Raw genomic sequence first — 18,448 nt, forward strand, 5'->3', positions numbered from 1 at the left:
CGTATGAACATTACAACTGTCAATGGCGTGACTACCTATCAGACAGGTGATACCAAGTCAGCAGGTGCACAGGGACTTGGCCAAGACGCATTTATGAAAATTTTAATTGCTCAGCTTCGGAATCAAAATCCATTAGAGCCCATGAAAGACGCGGAGTTCATTGCGCAGATGGCTCAGTTTACGAGTCTTGAGCAGCTTACATCTTTGAACCGAACGATGACTGCGTACACAGAAAAAATGGGTGGTCAGTCGATGGCAGATTTTGCTGAGATGATCGGAAAAGAGATTTCATGGAAAAATGAAGATACGGATGCTATAGAGAGCGGTATCGTCCAGTCCATTATTCATGAAGATGGAAAGTTTTATGCCCAACTTGCTGGCAGTGAGCAGCGAATTGACTTAGCCACCATTACTTTATTACAAGCAGCGCCTGTCACGGACACTACAAAATAAAGGGGAAATGAATCATGATTCGTTCTATGTATTCAGGAGTTTCAGGTATGAAAGGCTTCCAAACAAAATTAGATGTTATCGGTAACAATATTGCCAACGTTAACACGGTCGGTTTCAAAAAGAGTTCGGTAGTTTTCCAAGATATGTTGAGCCAAACTGTATCCAGTGTAGGAGTGAACCCAGCCCAGGTTGGTCTCGGATCTTCAGCAGCGAGTATCCAACAAAACCACAATCCAGGTTCTGGAATGATGACAGGAGTCGGAACAGACTTAGCTATTATGGGGGAAGGATTCTTTATCGTTGGAGATCCCGCTACAGATGAGAATGGATTGCCAACAGCAAACCCACAAAGATATTTGACGCGTACGGGGAACTTTGTAGTGGATGAAGGCGGAAATCTCCGTACTTCACAAGGTCACTACCTGCTTAATAAGAGCCAAGAAAGAATTACAATCGATCCGGACACTTATAGCTCGTTTGCAATCAAAGATGACGGACAAGTTTATGCTATGCGTATTTCTGATGGAAATGAAGAAGCGATTCCTGGGCAAGTGATTGCTCTATTTGCTCCTCCAAACCCAGCAGGTCTTCGTAAAGTCGGGGGTTCTCTCTACGAGATGACAACTGCTGCTGGTCCTGGAGGAATTATTGATTTTGGCCAACCTCAGGAGGAAAATATTTCGAAAATCCAGTCAGGAATGCTTGAAATGTCCAATGTAGAACTTACAGAAGAATTTACGGAGATGATTATTGCACAACGTGGATTCCAAGCGAATTCGAAAATGATCACCACTTCTGATGAAATCTTACAAGAATTGGTTAATTTAAAACGATAAAATAGGATGGGAAATCGATGATTGAAGTTACCAAATTAAATCGCACACCACTTACAATCAATGCACTTCTCATTGAGAGAATTGAAGAAACGCCGGATACGTACATAACACTTACAACTGGTAAAACACTACATGTGCTTGAATCGAGAGACAATCTGGTGGAGAAAATTACAACCTATTACCAACAAATCGGCCTTTTCGCGGCCCATCATAAAGGGAGGGCATGACCATGCAGCGACAGCAACCTGTCAGCTATGATTTTAAACGTGCCAATAAGCTGTCGCACCTTCATATGCGGTCGTTATTGCGTATCAGTGAAAAAGTGTCACGGCAGCTAGGAAACCAACTAACACAGAAACTTGATACATATACGAGTGGCTCGCCAGGTACCGTTCAACTTAAGACATATGAAGAGCTTAGTCAGCAACTGTGTCCGTTAGCTGTAGTGATTGTCTGTAGTTTCCCGCCTCTCAAAGGAGAATTTCAACTAATTGTTTCAAATCTTCTTGTTCAAGGTTGCACAGAGCGTCTTCTTGGAGGAGACGATATTCCCCATGAAGAAAAAGAGCTGACGGACATTGACAAAGTTTTAATTCGTCAATTAGCTGAAGAATGGCTTGATTTATATGCTGATGCCATCTCTTTGATCGCACCGCTTAAAGCCCAGTTCCAAGAAATCAATTTAGCACATGACTATAACTTTCCAGTCCATCAGCGTGAACGGGTGATGGTACTAGAGACAAAGATTCAATTGGGACAACTTGATGGCTCTATGGAACTCATCTTGCCTTCCAATGCCCTAGAAGAGTTATTGCCATTCCTTACGACACCAGAGCAACAGCGTCCTCAAACAGAAGCGGATATGCGAGCAAGACAATTAATCGAAAGTGGTATCTATGAAACGGATCTGACTGTGCAAGCTGTTCTTGGTCGATGTGAATTGGATGTGCGAGATTTACTTGCGCTTCAGCAGGGAGATGTTCTACGTCTTTCTACATCAATTGACGAACTGATCCCTGTTTATGTGGACCAGAAGCTATTGTACAAAGGGCAAGTCGGGTTACACCGGGGAAAACGTGCCGTACAAATCGTCGCACAGGAGGACCATCGATGAATGAATTTCAGGGATTGACGGAAGCAGAACTTACAAAGTTATTAGAACTCATTCCGAAAGAGCCTGAGTTAGAAATTTGCGAACAACAACTTGTCAGTGGACTATCGCAGTTGGAAGTACAACTGCTTGAACAAGGGATCGAAGCTTCTCTGCAACTGGTGGATTTAAAAGCCACGAGTGAAGAACAACTAGTAGTAACTGAACCAAGCCACTTGATTCGACTGCAGTCGGCAGCAGGTGATAGCGATGCACTAGTGATGGTGCCAGTGGCACTCGATAGTGGGATTTCATCAGAAAGCTTGGCAGAAATGCTGCTCAGACAGATGCACTCATTTTCCGACTTTGCCGTAGTCAGTAGCGACACCGTAGCACAGGAATCATTGAACTGGAAGTTACTTAGCGCAACTCGAAAGTGGATTGAAGCGCATATAGAGTTCGTTCACAATACAACCTATTCAACACTTCGTCTCTTCCTACCAAGTGGAGAGCACCAGAGAGGAGAACAGCCAGTTATGACGGATCAAAATGAACACCAACCGACTATAGAACGGGCCCAATTTACGAACTTAACCGCAGCACCTAAAGAAAACGAACAAACGACAAACTTGGATATGCTGCTAGATATACCTCTGCAAGTTACTGTAGAGCTTGGACGGACTCGAAAGACAGTGAAAGAGGTTTTAGAAATCGCACAAGGATCTATCATCGAACTTGATAAGCTTGCTGGTGAGCCTGTAGATATTTTAGTGAATCAAAAATTGATTGCAGTAGGAGAAGTGGTCGTCATTGACGAGCAGTTCGGGATCCGAGTCACAGACATCAGCAGTCAAGCGGATCGTTTAGCGAAATTGCGGTAGAAATGAGGATAGGTTTGTGAAATTACTAAGATGGATCCTAGTTATCAGTATTGCGCTGTCTTGGCTAACCATGCCTTCAGTTGAAGCGGCAAAAAATCCAAGTGTCGCAGAGTGGGTGAAAGATGACAAAAAATCTGAAGAACAACCAGTGGCTGCACCTGAAACGACAGAACGGAGTCTAGTTTCAGTCATTGGGTCGTTACTACTCTACACACTACTGATTATAGGATTGATTTACGGCTTGATAAAATTCCTAGCTTCACGTCAGCGTTCTCTTTCGAACTCGGGTGTCGTGAAAGTCCTAGGAGCCAGCTCCTTAGGTGCTCAGAAATCAGTTCAAGTTATCCAAGTAGGGGAACAACTTTTGGTTGTTGGTGTGGGAGAAGACGTCTCGCTACTGACCGAAATTACAGATGAACAGCAGAAGCAGCTGTTACTTGCAACAGAAGTCCCTGAAAAACAACTGGCACCCTTTCAAGAGATGCTGCAAAAGAGTATGAAAGAACAAAAAGACAAGCTCTATCAGGCGAAAGAGCGGTGGTCTCAGCGATGATGACACTACTTGCTATCACCATCCCTGGTATCTCAGTCGGCTCTGAGGCAACGGGTGATGTTTCGACGACATTGCAGCTTTTAGTCTTGTTAACCATCCTGTCCTTGGCACCAGCGATTCTCATCATGTTAACGAGTTTTACTCGGATCATCATCGTGTTGTCTTTCGTCCGAACCGGCCTAGGAACACAGAGCATGCCACCTAACCAAGTACTGATTGGACTAGCCTTGTTCTTGACCTTTTTCGTTATGAGTCCTGTACTCACAGAAATCAATGAAGAAGCGCTTCAGCCCTATCTTGCTGAAGAGATCACACAACAAGAAGCTTTAGAAACGGCCGCAAGTCCTATCAAAGCGTTCATGGCGGAGCATACACGAGAAAAGGACTTAGCCCTGTTTTACAGCTATCAAGGCTTAGACAAACCGAGCTCTGTCGATGAGATCCCATTGACCTCGCTGATCCCGGCTTTCGCCATCAGTGAACTCAAAACGGCCTTTCAAATCGGTTTTATTATCTTCATTCCTTTCTTGATCATCGACATGGTCGTTGCCAGTACATTGATGGCAATGGGGATGATGATGTTACCGCCGGTAATGATTTCATTGCCATTTAAAATCCTATTATTCATATTAGTAGACGGCTGGAACTTGATAGTCGAGTCGCTGCTGATGAGCTTTTAGCGAGGAGAGAAGATTATGACGCCTGATGCAGTCATCAAGTTAGCCGAACAATCCGTATACACCGTCATCATGCTGGCAGCCCCTCTTCTTCTCGTTGCACTTGGCGTTGGACTGTTAGTCAGTATTTTTCAAGCGATGACGCAGATCCAAGAACAGACGTTATCGTTCATTCCGAAGATCTTAGCTGTCTTCTTATCACTTGTCCTGTTTGGACCTTGGATGTTGACGACCATCGTAGACTTTACCCGCAACCTGTTCCGAGAGTTGCCGACGTTGATCGGATGACGTGGGATGAAGCGCTTGCCGGGCTGCCTTACTTTCTTTTGACTCTTACACGGATGACGGCGTTCTTTTTAATTGCTCCCATCTTTTCGCAGCGAAGTGTCCCCAATCAGTTCAAAATAGGACTGGCTGCTTTGTTATCTCTACTGACCGCCAGTGTGGTGGGTACGAATACGACAATTGAACTCGATGTCTATTACAGTGTCCTGATTTTTAAAGAATTACTGATTGGACTGAGCCTTGGGTTTCTGGCTGCGATGATTCTTTATATGGTACAAGTTGCAGGAGCTTTTATTGATTTTCAAATGGGTTTTGCGTTAGCAAGTGTTGTAGACCCTCAGACAGGTTCACAAGTACCGATTATCGGTCAATTCAAATACATACTGGCTATTTTATTTTTACTGGCAATCAACGGGCATCATCTTTTGATTTCTGGAATGCTTCATAGTGTATCTCTAGTTCCAGTAGGTGTTGCGGAATGGGGGTTCACAGCGGGTGAAGTATCGCAGTTCTTCGTAACTGTGTTTGCAGCAATGTTTGTAGTGGCATTTCAGCTCGCTCTACCCATCGTAGGATCTCTTTTCTTAGTAGATGTAGCACTCGGTCTGCTTGCAAAAACGGTCCCGCAGATGAATATCTTTGCTGTCGGATTTCCTTTGAAAATCGGAACAGGATTTCTCTTATTACTCATTCTTATGCCGTCGTTCTTCTTTTTACTGCAAGGGATAGTGGAACGGATTGGTGTACTGATGAACGACTTGATGCGAATTTTGGGAGGTTAAAGGGATGACGCGTCTTCAACTGGATCTTCAATTTTTCTCCGGCGAAAAGACCGAGAAAGCAACCCCTCAAAAACGTCAGGAGTCACGTAAAAAAGGAGAAGTAGCGAAATCCCAAGAAGTTCCTTCCGCCTTTATTTTATTTGGAGCCGTTTTGGCTCTCTATTTCTTAGGGGAGTGGTACTTAGAACGGCTGTTGAACTTGTTTCAGTTTGCTTTTCAAGAATTGTTCTCCTCCACATTGACTGTGCAGAATGTTCCGGAACTCGTGAACGAACTGATTCTAGAAGTAGTCCTGTTGGCAGCACCTATTTTTGTCATCGCGGTTGTTTTTGGAATTGGAGGCACATTCGTTCAAATCGGTTTTTTATTTGCTCCAGAAGCTGTGATGGCAAAGCTTAGCCGGATCAACCCTTTAAGTGGGGCAAAGAAAATCTTTTCCTTACGAGCACTTGTCGAACTGGTGAAGTCGATTTTAAAGGTAGCTGTTATTGGAAGTGCGGCGGGTCTCATTCTATGGTCCAATCGAGACGCACTCATGGGCTTGTCTCATTTGCCTATTCGACAAGCTACAGCTGTAATAGGTCAATTGACGTTTCAGTTGATTGTGACGGTCTCCATCATTCTAGTCGTGTTAGCCATTGCGGATTATATGTATCAGAAATACGAGTTTGAAAAGCAAATCCGCATGTCCAAACAAGATTTGAAAGACGAATACAAAAAAACAGAGGGAGATCCTCTGATTAAATCTAAAATTAAAGAGAAGCAAAGACAGATGAGCTTGAACCGGATGATTCAAGATTTGCCTCGAGCAGATGTGTTGATTACGAATCCGACGCATTTTGCTGTGGCACTTGCATACGACAGTGAGACCATGGATGCTCCGACGGTCATCGCTCTCGGTCAAGATTTTCAGGCACTGAAGCTTCGTGAAAAAGCAAAAGAGTTCCGGATTACGATTGTCGAAAACAAGCCACTTGCTCGGGCATTATATGCACAAACAGAGATTGGTGACCCAGTGCCGGAAGAATTGTTCGGTGCAGTCGCTGAAATTTTGGCGTATGTGTACCGAATTAATGGGAAACTGAAGGGAGGAAGATCCACATCATGAAAATCCGCGATTTTGCTATCTTAGTTTCTGTCATCATGATTGTGGTCATGATGGTCATCCCGCTCCCACCACTATTACTAGACTTTTTAATCATGATTAACTTGAGCTTGTCTATCACGATTTTATTAGTAGCTATGAACACAAAAGAACCTCTACAGTTCTCAATTTTCCCGACACTTTTATTACTAACCACTCTTTTCCGTCTTGCACTCAATGTCTCGACGACACGTTCCATATTAGCCGAGCGAACAGGTGGTCAAGTCATTGAGACTTTCGGAAACTTCGTAGTCGGAGGCAGTGCGGTCATCGGGATCTTGGTGTTCCTCATCTTGGTTATCATCCAATTCCTCGTCATTACAAAAGGTTCGGAGCGTGTAGCTGAAGTGGCAGCCCGTTTCACTTTGGACTCGATGCCAGGAAAACAGATGAGTATCGATGCAGACCTTGGTGCAGGCATGATCAGTGACCAAGAAGCCCGGAGCCGCCGTGAAAAAATTAGTCAAGAAGCGGACTTTTACGGTGCAATGGACGGGGCGAGTAAATTCGTCAAAGGAGATGCTATTGCCGGAATCGTCATCACCCTCATTAACATCATCGGGGGCTTTATTATCGGAATGCTCGTCCATGGAATGGGCGTAGCCGATGCAGCAAATACATATACCATCTTGTCAATTGGAGACGGACTCGTCAGTCAAATTCCAGCGCTCTTAATTTCAACGGCGATGGGGATCATCGTGACTCGGGCTGCTTCAGATGGCAACTTAGGCTCCGACATTACAAAGCAATTATTTGCTTACCCGAAAATGCTTTATGTTGTAGCTGGAACCCTCTTTATGATCGGGGTGTTCACACCGATCAGTAAATGGCTCATTCTGCCCGTTGCATTTGGAATGGCCGCTCTTGGGTATCTCTTACAGCGAAACCTAACACGTCAAGAACAAGCAGAGGTTATCGAGACACCAGAACAACAGGATATCGATGCGATGAAGAGCCCTGAAAGTGTACTTGATCTTCTACATGTGGATGCTATTGAATTTGAGTTCGGTTACGCTCTCATCCCTCTAGCTGATAAAAAGCAAGGGGGCGATCTGCTGGATCGCGTCATTATGATTCGTCGCCAATGTGCCCTAGAACTTGGTCTTGTGGTACCGGTCATCCGCATTCGAGACAACGTCCAGCTTGGACCGCAAGAGTACTGTATCAAGATCAAAGGGAACGAAGTAGCTCGTGGTCAGTTGATGATTGACCATTATCTGGCTTTGAAGTCAGAAGAAGACGACTTTATTACGGGAATCGAGACCATTGAACCTGCGTTCGGGATGCCAGCATTGTGGATTGATGAGCTGACGAAAGAAGAAGCGGAGCTCTACGGCTATGTCATTATTGATCCGCCTTCTGTCGTATCGACGCATCTGACAGAAGTCATCAAGCGTCACGCTCATGAGTTAATAGGACGAGAAGAGGTCAAAGGGCTGATTGATCACTTGCGCGAGACCTCTCCAGCAGTCGTGGAAGAATTGATTCCGCAGCAATTGACTCTAGGTGAGGTGCAAAAAGTGCTTGCCAAGCTGTTGAAAGAGAAAGTGTCTATTCGTAATTTAACGACTATCTTAGAAACACTTGCTGACTACGCAGTCGCTACAAAAGATACCGATGTGCTGACAGAGTATGTGCGTCAAGCTTTGTCTCGTCAAATTACACAACAATTCTCTCCAGCAGGAGAAGCACTGAAAGTGATAACTGTTGGAGCATCTATAGAAAAGAGATTTGCCAATGCCATTCAACGGACCGAACAAGGCAGTTTCTTGTCTCTCGATCCGGAATCTACACAACAGATCTATGAAGCATTAGTTGAACAAGTGCAGCGAGTGCAGCAACAAGGGATCCAACCAGTCCTGCTGACAACACCAGGTATCCGAGTTTACATGCGCCAGTTCTTAGAGCGCTTTTCTGCGGATATCGCCGTATTATCCTATAACGAATTAGAACCCCAACTCGAGGTGCAGAGTATTGGTGTGATTCAGTGGAGTGGAGTGAATGTCTAACATGAAAATGAAAACCTATCGTGCAGCGACACTCGACGATGCATTAAACCAAGTGCGTACAGAGTTAGGGTCCGATGCCGTCATCCTGCATACCAAGCAACTGCCTGTGCCTGCCATTTTGCGTCTCTTCAAAAAACCACAACTTGAAGTGGTTGCCGCGTTGTCTCCAAAGCAAGAAGAGAATCCACTCGTTTCTGAGCAGCAGAGGAATGAAGAGCTTGTGCCTGCTCGCGATTTGCGCTACGACAAAGTGCTCGTTGAAATGCGGGAATTGAAGCAGCTCATTTATGAAGAAACGAAAGCCCCGAAACTGCCAAAACTGCTTGGGGAATTTGATGCGGACTTAAAGCAGCAAGGTGTCCACGCGGAAGCCAGACACAGTTTGACATCTGCTATCCAAAAGATACAAGGAAACAAGCGAGTGACAGCGAGTGCTTTAATGACTAGCGCAGCTCTTGCATTTGATCAACTTGCCATTCCCGAGCCGAAGTTGAGTCGCATCCTATGTTTTGCGGGACCTACTGGCGTTGGGAAAACGACGACACTTGCCAAATGGGCAACTGATGAGATGATCAACAACGCTAAAAAAGTAGGGTTTATTACAACGGATACGTTTCGTATCGGAGCTGTTGAACAGTTGCGGACCTATGCTTCGATTTTAAAAGCGCCTTTTGAGGTGGTCACGCAGCTAGATGAAATCGAAGTGGCACTTGAAAAGTTAAAAGATTGTGATCGTATCTACATTGACACAGCAGGGCGCAATTACCAGCAACAACAATTTGTTGAGGAAGTGACTCGCATCAGTGGCCATGAGGAGTGCACAGTGCAATTGGTCCTGTCGTTGTCGACAAATTATGCCGACAGCGAGAGACTTCTTGAAGCTTTTGAACAGGTAGGGATTGCAAATTTGGTAGTGACAAAGCTAGACGAGACGTCACAAGCAGGAACCTTATTGAATTTGCTGCATGACTATCCGTATCCTATTGCCTATGTGACAACTGGACAGCATGTTCCACAAGACATCAAGCGATTCGATTCCTCTCTATTGCGCCAAGTGTTTTTAGGGGAGGCCAACTAGAGTGGATCAAGCCCATCAACTTCGAGCCTTAATGCAAGAACCAAAAATCTCTGCAGCCCGTTATTCACGAATGGTTGCAGTGGCAAGTGGAAAAGGTGGAGTCGGAAAATCTACCTTGACGTTAAACCTTGGCATTGCGCTAGCTAAACTTGGGAAGCGAGTTGCGATTTTAGATCTTGATTTTGGGTTCGGTAATTTAGAGACGCTGCTTGGTGCAAATGCCACATATTCCATAGCGGATGTCAAAGCGGGGACCGTGTCCATCGAACAAGCGATGATTCAGGGGCCACATGGTCTACGAGTGTTGGCAGGAGGTAGTGGCTTTACGGAGATGCTGCAGTGGGGACCGCAAGAGTTAAGCCACTTCTTCGATGCTATGGACGAACTTGAAGCTAGCTTTGACTGGATCTTTCTTGATACGGGAGCTGGTCTGACACAAGTTCAACTGGCCTTTTTGAAAGCCGCTAAAGATACACTTATTGTGACAACCCCGGAACCGACAGCACTCACTGACGCATACTCAATCATTAAACTGTTGCATCACCATGAACCGCAATTTTCTTGTAGGGTGGTAATCAATCAGATTACTTCGTTGACCGAAGGGAAACAGACGGCGCATCAGTTTCAAAAAGTGTGTAAAGAGTTTTTACAAAGGGACTTACCGGTTCTAGGATTTGTCTATAAAGACAATGACATCTCCCAAGCGATTAAATTACAAACGCCCTATTTGATGTATGCTCCGAGGAGCCAAACCTCTCGCTCGATAGAACGGCTTGCTCATCAACTGCTTGGGGAACCAGTCCACCAAACTACAGGAATCTCAGGTTTCTTTAAAAAATGGATGACAATGAACTAAGGAGGTGCAGGACATGGCGGTACAAGAGGAAACTTTGCAATTGATCGAATGGCAAGCATCTCAAGACCCGGAACTTGGCAACGTGCTCGTAGAACGGTACATGCCTCTTGTAGACTATGTCACGCACCGAATCAGTCTTCAGGTGCCCCCGACAGTAGAACGAGATGAGATTCGAAGTTTGGCACTACACGGACTATTGGATGCTTTGACGAAGTATGAGACTTCGTTTTCCACAAAGTTTGAGACGTATGCCACTTGGCGTATCAAAGGTGCCGTCTTAGATGGTCTTCGAAAACTGGATTGGTTGCCTCGGGGTCTTCGAGATCAAGTGAAAAAAATTGACCGAGCCACTATCAAGCTTCAACAAATTCATCAAAGAGAAGTGACGGATGAAGAGGTGGCCGACTATTTAGAGATGCATGTTGCTGAAGTGAAACGAGTCGTTCGGCATTCTTCTCTCGCCGTAGTAAGTAGTATTCATCAAGAAACCTTTCAGGAAGCAGAGATAGATATTGAGGTTGCCATCAATCAGCCTGTTAATCCCGAGAAGACCTTGGTGCGTAGTGCCTTGTTTTCTCAAATAGAGGAATCCATTCATCGCTTGCCCGAAAAAGAAAAACTTGTCGTAGCTCTGGCCTATCAAGAAGAGATGCGCTTTACAGAAATCGCTGAAATTTTAGGAGTCAGTGTGTCACGAGTTTCCCAGTTACATTCGAAAGCGATGGCACGACTCCGACAATCAGTTTACGACGTACTCGAATATTAGGAGAGACTAGTTATGGAACCTATCTGGATGCTTGCCATCATCGCTCTTTCCGCTACTACTGCTTATTTAGTTGTGCAGGTGAAGAAAATGCAGCGCTATCAAATCGAGCTAGAACAGCAACTAGCCCTATATATAGAAGCAATGGATGAAAAAAATGCAGACTTGTTGGCAACTGTGGAAGCCTTGGTTGCTCCTCGTAGTGAGTCACTGACCAGTCTCCAAAAGTTTGAAGTTCAGGAAAAGTCGCGTCCTTTAGAGCATGTTACAAAAACTGAACAAGCTGATTCTCAAGTTGTTTCAATTTCTGAGCCCACTAATGAGGTCATCGACCAGATTTTTACTATGGATCAGCAAGGTCAATCAGCAGCAGTAATAGCCGAACAGCTAGGACGCCCACAGAGCGAAATCAACTTATTGATCTACATGGCTCGAAAGGAAAGACGCTCATGAAAGTACAACCATTTCAAACATCTCGTCTAGTAGCTCCTGACCCTTCCCGAACCTCGCAACTAGCTAGTACAAAATTTGGTACTCTTTTAGCTGTCAAACAGACGAAACAATCTGAAAACCTTCTTGACAGGTTGTTTGAAGAGTTGGATAATTGTGGTAGTCAATTTGCGGAATCCAAGACGATGGAGGCTTTCTATCGGTACAAACAAGCTGTGAAACAAGTGGTAGAAGAACTTTCACATCAGGCCTATTCGGTAGTAGAGCAAAGCAGTCTGCGCAACGGAAATCAGCAGCAGATTGTGCGGATCGTAGATGCCAAGCTTGTGGAGATGTATCAAAAGGTTTTAACAAATGAGGCAACGCATCTAGAGATGCTGGCTTTAATAGGCGAATTAAAAGGGATATTAGTAGATAGGAGAGGGTAGGCGTGCAATCTAGAGAGAATCGCCGAGAACTGTTTCGGGTTTCATTTAGCGAAACCGTTTGGGGGAAAATGACTTTGTTAGGACAGGGTGGAGTCACTGTACGCCTAGTTGACGTAAGTTCACAAGGAGCTCTAGTAGAGAGTGACTTAGATTTCTCGACAAAGTCGAGACTTTTTTTGGATTTTAAATTAAACTCTGTACCATTTTCCGTGCCAGGTACTGTGATTCGAAAAGTGGTTCATCCCGAGTTTACGCATTATGGAATTCAATTCTCAGAAAACCGAGAGCAGTTCAATCAGCTGTTTCGAGAGCTGAATCGCTATGCGATTCGAAAAGCCAAGCCACATTTAGAGATGGAATGATGACTTAGGGCCCTTGCGGATGCAAGGGCTGTTTTTTATGGAGATTTTCGGTATGGATGGGATGAATCGTGCCAACCTAAAAATCTTCTATAAATCACTTGACCTTAACGTTACGTCAACGTTTAAACTCTGTTTAAGGAGGTGGTGAAAGATGCACTACACTATCAAGCAATTAGCTGATCTATCCGGTGTCAGCACAAGGACCCTACGGCATTATGATGCATTGGGGTTGCTTAAGCCAAGCGATTTTACAGTAGCGGGATATCGTCTGTATGGTGAGGCTGAAGTGGATCGCCTGCAACAAATTCTTTTTTATAAAGAACTAGATGTCCCTCTTCAAGAAATTGAGAAATTGCTAGAGGAGTCACAACAAGATGTGAATCGACTTGAAACACACTTACTCGCTTTGCAAGAAAAGCAGTCTCGGTTACAAGTAGTAATAGAAACGCTGACCAAAACCATAGAAGAAAAGAAAGGTGGAAGAAAAATGAGTCACTCAGAAAAATTTGAAGGATTGAAGAAGACATGGATTGAAGAAAACGAACAAAAGTATGGAAAAGAAGTGCGTGAGAAGTACGGGGATGAAGTAGTTGATTCTAGTACTGACAAAATGATGGGTCTTACAGAATCGCAATTTCAACAAATGCAGGAAACCGAAGCTACATTCATTCAAGAGTTAATGCAAGCTATGGATGAAAACGATAGTGAGGGAGAGCATGCAAAACAAGCGGTCGAATTGCATAAGAAGTGGTTGTGCTATAGTTGGCCATCGTACTCAAAAGAAGCACATCTAGGGCTTGCTGAAATGTATGTAGCAGATCCACGGTTTACAGCCTATTATGATAAACACCGTGACGGAGCAACCCAGTTTCTACGCGATGCCATTCATTTTCATACAAAATAAAAAAAGGCCTCATGGGCCTTTTTATTATGCAGGCAAACTGCTCGGGTACGTGATTTTTAAGAAATCGTCTAAATCGTCACCTGCAAGAGAATACAGCGACTCATACATGCCTACTTTTTTGTCTTTGTATTTAATGAGCAAAGCGCATGTCACTAGCTCAATGCGTTCTTCGTATTGGTAATTCATCGTAAAAGAGACAGAACTCAATTGTGGTTCAAGTTGATCCATCTCCATCGAAGGATAATTAATCTCAAATTGAAGAGGCTCTTCGTTTTTAAACGAGTATAAGTAATTCCAAAAACCAGAAATTGTCCTATTGATAATACCGTGTGTGTCCATCCATTCTCTCAACTCATGTGAATTCATAAGCCGCTCCTTCCTCATGTGGAAATGATAGATTTCCGTGACACAGGCAACGTGGTCAATCACCGAGGCTGAGAAACTGTCTTTACATGTGATTTCAGTATAATGCTTTTGTCTAACTTTGTCACTCTAGTACAAGAAAGTCTTTCGTCATCAAATCGAAATGAAACTAACATGTCAGACCTCTTGAAAATCGAGTATACTAGAGAGTGGAGCAAGACATGAACGTATGAATTCGATAAAAGGATGAGAATGATGACTGCACATGAAATGGATTATACTTTAAACGAAATCTTACCGACCGTAACGAAATATGAGTTAGATAAGATTCGAAAATTTGCTGATATTAAAGGGGTCAGCAAGCTGAACAAGCCGAAACTGATTGAAGTTTTAGTGGAGGAACAACAACTGCTTTTTGACGGAGCGATGCAGATGATGGACCGTGTCCGCTTCGACGAGCTTAAACGTATGGCAAAGTCAGGATATATGGAGTATGCGCATGCCAATAGACTGCGAATCGGCTGGTATATGAAAACTTCCCTTGCCTTTCCTACAAATTTTGAAGGCAAACAAGTAGTGGTGATGCCGGATGAGTATCGCTCACGGATTCTTGAAGCAGCGCAAGATTTGGACGCTCAGCGAATCATCAAAGAGAATGACGAACTGATCTTCGTTACAAAAGGACTTCTTGAAACCTTTGGTGTACTAAGATGGACAGAGCTCTATGAAAAGCTTGAGACATTAGGAATGGTCAATCAACGCCTTCAAGGCTCTACCGTGACGAGACTGATAATGGAGTTTAATGAGTTTGAAGATTACTTTGAAGTCACGGACAACTGGATTTCTGACTTGATGGTAGATGAGCCTGAAGAGATGCTTGCAGGAATAGATGCACGGCCGTCTATCAAACCGGTACCAGTTACGAAAGAACAGTTACTGGAACTTGGAAAACGAGGAGAACTTGCAAAGACGAAAGAATATGAACGATTTGAAAAGTACTTAGTGAAAACATTCCGAGTTGCTAAAGAGGACGTACAAGATCTGTTAGGGCTAACAGTCATCGATATTCGGAACGAATTAACTTTCCATGAAGTGATTCAGAACCTTGTGGAGTCTTTTGAGTTTTCTTCGAAGGCGGAGGCGGCAGAGTTTACTAGCTACGTCACAAAACTTGCGAATTCAACTCCTCGTTGGCTCTTGAAAGGTCATGCACCTAATGATATCTCTCGAAACGAACCTGTTGCAGCTGCGACACCTGTAACAAAAGCTGTAGGACGAAACGAGCCCTGCCCATGTGGTAGCGGGAAAAAATACAAAAAATGTTGTGGTAAGTAATCTTGCCAATTCGAAATCCAGCCAATTTTGGCTGGATTTTTTTGGGTCTATTGTAGCGGTGTTTTAAAAAGGTATATTTAGTATGATTTGAGTAATACTAAATTTTGGGAGGTCTTCATGTACAAGCGTTTAGTGGTAATTCTTATAGCGATGTTTTTCGTAGTAGCTCCAGTTGCCTCGGCGGATCATTTTAAAGATGTAAGTGGGTTCTCAGATGAGATTCACTTTTTGACCGATCGACAGATCATTGCCGGTTATCCAGATAGTACATATAAGCCGAAACAATCCGTTAGTCGGTTACATGCTGTACAAATGCTCATCCGAGATATCGATGATTTTACTAGTACAGTTAAAGATCCAGGATTTACAGATGTTACACCAGCGTCAAAAGGATACTACGAAATAGCTCGTGCAGTGGAACTGGGTATCATTAGCGGAAAAGTAACAAAAGACGGTTCTCGCTATTTCGATCCGAATGGCAAATTGACTCGTGGTGAACTAGCGGTCATTCTCACGGAAACATATGACTTAACAAGCTCGGGCAAAGAAGCGAGTTACTTCCGGGATGTCAAATCAACTAGCGTGTTCTATTCATATGTATCGATACTCGTTAATGAACGTATCACACTGGGTTATGGGGACGGAAACTTTGGTCTACTCGATCCTGTATCGCGAGAACATTTTGCAGCCTTTTTGGCACGTGTTTTAGATGAGACGTTTCGACCTGCTGAAGGTATAGATGTATTGCCTCCTGAACCTAAACCAGAACCAAAACCAGATCCAGTAGATTACAGCTACGTCAAGAGCGCGGCAAGTAAAGAAGTAGGAACATGGGCATTTGAATCGTCAAATACATCCATCACCATTCGAGAAGCTGCAACTGGCCAAGTCGTTTATTCGTATGGACGGTACAATCCAGTGACTCCAGCTTCCAATCAAAAATTGATGACTGGCGCGGCGGCGCTAGAACTACTTGGCGAAAACTACCGTTTTACGACATCTCTTTGGACAAACAGCTCGATTAAAAGTGGGACACTTGGAGGACATATTTACTTGAAGGGTGAAGGGGATCCTACATTATTGAAGAGTGACCTGGAATACTTGGCCCGTCAATTAAAAGCTAAGGGTGTCACGAAGATTAATGGGAATGTAGTTGGAGACAGTTCTTGGTATGACAGTGTCCGTTATGCAGACAAGATGCAGCCTGAAGACGAACCTTACTATTATTCCGCACAGACGATGGCACTTACGCTCGCTCCAAATAAAGATTTTGATGCCGGTTCGGTCATTGTATCCGCAAGTCCTACGTCATCGGGTTCTAAACCAAAAGTGTCACTTGAACCATACACATCTGTCATGACCGTTTCGAATTCGGCGAAGACAGTATCCAGCGGTTCAGCAAACACTTTAAAAATCACTAGGAATTTGGGGGCAAATACCATTGTGATTACTGGAAATATTCCAGTAGGGGCATCGACCAAAAAGGAATGGATCTCTGTGGTGAATCCAGCAGGATATGCTCTAGATGTCTTCAAGAAAGCTCTTCAAGCAGAAGGGATTTCATTTGGCTCAGGCTACGGTCAGCTGATTAGTTCAACGGTTCCTTCATCTGCTATTAAAGTGGCTGAGACAAAATCAGATACATTGAAATCTCTCATGCCTATCTATATGAAGCTCAGCAATAACTCCATGGCGGAGCACTTTACAAAACAAATCGGCGCTGTGAAAAAAGGTACGGGAAGCTGGCCGGCAGGAATTCAAGCAGTGAAAGACTATGGGAAGAGCATCGGCCTGTCGATGGACAATTGGACACTAATTGACGGCTCAGGCATGTCTTACCGCAACCGTCTGACTTCCGATCAAGTCAGTCTCCTGCTCTTTAAAGTACGCAACGAGCCTTGGTATCCTGGTTTTGAATATTCGTTACCGGTTGCAGGAAATTCCGATCGTCTGATAGGCGGAACGCTGCGCTACCGATTGACGGGCTCCGCAACTAAGGGTCGAGTGCTTGCGAAGACGGGGAGTCTGGATAACGTAAAATCGTTGTCTGGATACACTCTTACTGGAGAAGATGAAGAGCTGATCTTCTCGATTTTAACAGATCAAAACCCTACTGGAATGATTCCGCATATCGACAGATTGGTCACGGCTATTTCTGCTGCGAAACGATAACAACTGGAAACTTTTTGTCTTCTTGTTCGTAAAAGAGCTAGACACGTTCAAGGAGATGGGATTATGGAATCAAGTTTAGTAGAAAAACAACTGCAGTTACGTGCGAATTACGATGAAAAGGCACGGTTAGAAAGAACGTTATATACGGTTCTGCAACAGATCTCACAACACGAGAAGAGAAAACAAGAACTAGAAAAAGAATTTTCTAAAGAGCAATTTGAGCTTCATCAGATGGACCGGTTCTCTTTCATCAATGTGATTCGGAAATGGCGAGGAACGCATGACGAGCTTCGAGAAAAAGAATTTGAGGATGCTGCTAAAGCGGAACTGAAGCTGAATGAACATGATTCCATGCTTCGCGATTTACGAGAAGATGCAGCAGTACTCGAACTGAAGTTACAGACAGTTCAGCATGCTGAAACAGAGTGGAAAACGTTTTTGAAGGAAAAAGAACAGTGGGTCAAAGCACAAGATGGTGCTTTATATGGAGAAATCGAAAGTCGACTTGAGCATATTTCAGAATACCAGTCATTGCTCACCGAGCTTGATGAGGCAATTTTTGCTGGTCGAGCTGCGGAACGTTCACTAGGTCAAGCTTTGAAGAAACTGAACGATGCACATGGAATGTCCACTTGGGATACGTTCTTAGGTGGTGGCATGATTGTTACGATGATGAAGCATGACGACTTAGATAAGTCGGAAAGTGCGCTTCACGAAGCACAATTAAATCTGCAACGCTTTGAAGCTGAGCTGACAGATGTGCAGCAAGGAGTCACAGAAGGACTTTTTGTGGAACGCGGGTCCTTTGTAACATTTGCCGACTATTTCTTCGATGATATTTTTTCGGAGTGGTCGATTCACAATCGAATCAATGATTCCATCACAAAGGTCGAGGAAACTCAAAGCAAACTAGCTCGAGTTATTGGCAATCTGCAGATGCAACGGGGACAAGTAGAGCAAGGGCTTGAAAAAGCAAAAGTAGATTATGAACAGGCTGTTGAAGCTTGTTAAAAAAGGGCAGCCACAA

At 44.0% G+C, this 18,448-nt stretch carries 21 protein-coding genes and 1 pseudogene; 21 read left to right on the forward strand and 1 reads right to left on the reverse strand.

From position 1 onward, the window contains the following. The first annotated feature begins 3 nt into the window (after positions 1–3). The 18 genes and pseudogenes from CQS04_RS07755 (at position 4) to CQS04_RS07840 (ending at position 13,551) form a co-directional block, all read left to right on the forward strand. The gene (locus CQS04_RS07755; protein WP_100353590.1) at positions 4–453 is read left to right on the forward strand and encodes a flagellar hook capping FlgD N-terminal domain-containing protein; all 450 of its coding nucleotides are present in this window, start codon (positions 4–6) and stop codon (positions 451–453) included. A 14-nt stretch (positions 454–467) separates the two neighbouring features. Then, a complete protein-coding gene (locus tag CQS04_RS07760; RefSeq protein ID WP_100353591.1) occupies positions 468–1,289 on the forward strand; it encodes a flagellar hook-basal body complex protein in 822 nt (273 codons plus the stop codon). Between the two features lie 17 nt (positions 1,290–1,306). Continuing rightward, the gene (locus tag CQS04_RS07765; RefSeq protein ID WP_100353592.1) at positions 1,307–1,516 is read left to right on the forward strand and encodes a flagellar FlbD family protein; all 210 of its coding nucleotides are present in this window, start codon (positions 1,307–1,309) and stop codon (positions 1,514–1,516) included. A 2-nt stretch (positions 1,517–1,518) separates the two neighbouring features. Beyond that, a complete protein-coding gene (locus CQS04_RS07770) occupies positions 1,519–2,403 on the forward strand; it encodes a flagellar motor switch protein FliM (protein ID WP_165775494.1) in 885 nt (294 codons plus the stop codon). 602 nt (positions 2,404–3,005) lie between these two features. Next, a pseudogene (gene fliN / locus CQS04_RS07775) lies at positions 3,006–3,260 on the forward strand (flagellar motor switch protein FliN); the annotation flags it as partial. 16 nt (positions 3,261–3,276) lie between these two features. Continuing rightward, positions 3,277–3,813, forward strand: a complete 537-nt coding sequence (locus tag CQS04_RS07780) for a flagellar biosynthetic protein FliO (protein ID WP_100353594.1) — start codon at positions 3,277–3,279, stop codon at positions 3,811–3,813. After that, positions 3,813–4,493 carry a flagellar type III secretion system pore protein FliP gene (gene fliP, locus CQS04_RS07785; protein WP_425430239.1) on the forward strand — a complete coding sequence of 227 codons (681 nt, stop codon included), beginning with the start codon at positions 3,813–3,815 and terminating at the stop codon, positions 4,491–4,493. Before CQS04_RS07780 ends, fliP begins: the two co-directional genes overlap by 1 nt. Positions 4,494–4,508: 15 nt before the next feature. Then, positions 4,509–4,778: a flagellar biosynthesis protein FliQ gene (gene fliQ / locus CQS04_RS07790; RefSeq protein ID WP_100353596.1), complete on the forward strand. Its 270-nt coding sequence runs from the start codon at positions 4,509–4,511 to the stop codon at positions 4,776–4,778. Continuing rightward, positions 4,775–5,557, forward strand: a complete 783-nt coding sequence (fliR, locus tag CQS04_RS07795) for a flagellar biosynthetic protein FliR (protein ID WP_100353597.1) — start codon at positions 4,775–4,777, stop codon at positions 5,555–5,557. The genes fliQ and fliR overlap by 4 nt, the downstream gene beginning before the upstream one ends. Before the next feature lie 4 nt (positions 5,558–5,561). Further along, positions 5,562–6,665 carry a flagellar biosynthesis protein FlhB gene (flhB, locus tag CQS04_RS07800; protein WP_100353598.1) on the forward strand — a complete coding sequence of 368 codons (1,104 nt, stop codon included), beginning with the start codon at positions 5,562–5,564 and terminating at the stop codon, positions 6,663–6,665. Further along, a complete protein-coding gene (gene flhA, locus CQS04_RS07805; protein WP_100353599.1) occupies positions 6,662–8,710 on the forward strand; it encodes a flagellar biosynthesis protein FlhA in 2,049 nt (682 codons plus the stop codon). Before flhB ends, flhA begins: the two co-directional genes overlap by 4 nt. Next, on the forward strand, positions 8,703–9,788 hold the full coding sequence (gene flhF / locus CQS04_RS07810) for a flagellar biosynthesis GTPase FlhF (protein ID WP_100353600.1): 1,086 nt from the start codon (positions 8,703–8,705) through the stop codon (positions 9,786–9,788). Before flhA ends, flhF begins: the two co-directional genes overlap by 8 nt. Position 9,789: 1 nt before the next feature. After that, on the forward strand, positions 9,790–10,644 hold the full coding sequence (locus CQS04_RS07815; protein ID WP_100353601.1) for a MinD/ParA family protein: 855 nt from the start codon (positions 9,790–9,792) through the stop codon (positions 10,642–10,644). A gap of 13 nt (positions 10,645–10,657) precedes the next feature. After that, positions 10,658–11,410 (forward strand): FliA/WhiG family RNA polymerase sigma factor, encoded by a 753-nt coding sequence (locus CQS04_RS07820; RefSeq protein WP_100353602.1) that lies wholly within the window; start codon positions 10,658–10,660, stop codon positions 11,408–11,410. Between the two features lie 12 nt (positions 11,411–11,422). Next, positions 11,423–11,860: a hypothetical protein gene (locus tag CQS04_RS07825; RefSeq protein ID WP_100353603.1), complete on the forward strand. Its 438-nt coding sequence runs from the start codon at positions 11,423–11,425 to the stop codon at positions 11,858–11,860. Then, positions 11,857–12,285 (forward strand): YaaR family protein, encoded by a 429-nt coding sequence (locus CQS04_RS07830; RefSeq protein WP_100353604.1) that lies wholly within the window; start codon positions 11,857–11,859, stop codon positions 12,283–12,285. The genes CQS04_RS07825 and CQS04_RS07830 overlap by 4 nt, the downstream gene beginning before the upstream one ends. A 2-nt stretch (positions 12,286–12,287) precedes the next feature. After that, positions 12,288–12,647 carry a PilZ domain-containing protein gene (locus tag CQS04_RS07835; protein ID WP_100353605.1) on the forward strand — a complete coding sequence of 120 codons (360 nt, stop codon included), beginning with the start codon at positions 12,288–12,290 and terminating at the stop codon, positions 12,645–12,647. Between the two features lie 151 nt (positions 12,648–12,798). Further along, positions 12,799–13,551: a MerR family transcriptional regulator gene (locus CQS04_RS07840; RefSeq protein WP_100353606.1), complete on the forward strand. Its 753-nt coding sequence runs from the start codon at positions 12,799–12,801 to the stop codon at positions 13,549–13,551. 24 nt (positions 13,552–13,575) lie between these two features. Here the strand turns inward: CQS04_RS07840 and CQS04_RS07845 are convergent, their stop codons facing one another. After that, the gene (locus CQS04_RS07845) at positions 13,576–13,917 is read right to left on the reverse strand and encodes a hypothetical protein (protein ID WP_100353607.1); all 342 of its coding nucleotides are present in this window, start codon (positions 13,915–13,917) and stop codon (positions 13,576–13,578) included. A 252-nt stretch (positions 13,918–14,169) separates the two neighbouring features. Here CQS04_RS07845 and CQS04_RS07850 point away from each other — a divergent pair, with 252 nt between their 5' ends. The 3 genes from CQS04_RS07850 (at position 14,170) to CQS04_RS07860 (ending at position 18,432) form a co-directional block, all read left to right on the forward strand. Continuing rightward, positions 14,170–15,249 carry a YecA family protein gene (locus CQS04_RS07850; protein WP_165775495.1) on the forward strand — a complete coding sequence of 360 codons (1,080 nt, stop codon included), beginning with the start codon at positions 14,170–14,172 and terminating at the stop codon, positions 15,247–15,249. 117 nt (positions 15,250–15,366) lie between these two features. After that, positions 15,367–17,421 carry a D-alanyl-D-alanine carboxypeptidase/D-alanyl-D-alanine endopeptidase gene (gene dacB, locus CQS04_RS07855; RefSeq protein WP_100353609.1) on the forward strand — a complete coding sequence of 685 codons (2,055 nt, stop codon included), beginning with the start codon at positions 15,367–15,369 and terminating at the stop codon, positions 17,419–17,421. A 63-nt stretch (positions 17,422–17,484) separates the two neighbouring features. Then, on the forward strand, positions 17,485–18,432 hold the full coding sequence (locus CQS04_RS07860; protein ID WP_100353610.1) for a hypothetical protein: 948 nt from the start codon (positions 17,485–17,487) through the stop codon (positions 18,430–18,432). The last annotated feature ends 16 nt before the right edge of the window (positions 18,433–18,448 follow it).

It is taken from the genome of Chryseomicrobium excrementi, assembly GCF_002798305.1.
Classification (GTDB): Bacteria; Bacillota; Bacilli; order Bacillales_A; family Planococcaceae; genus Chryseomicrobium; species Chryseomicrobium excrementi.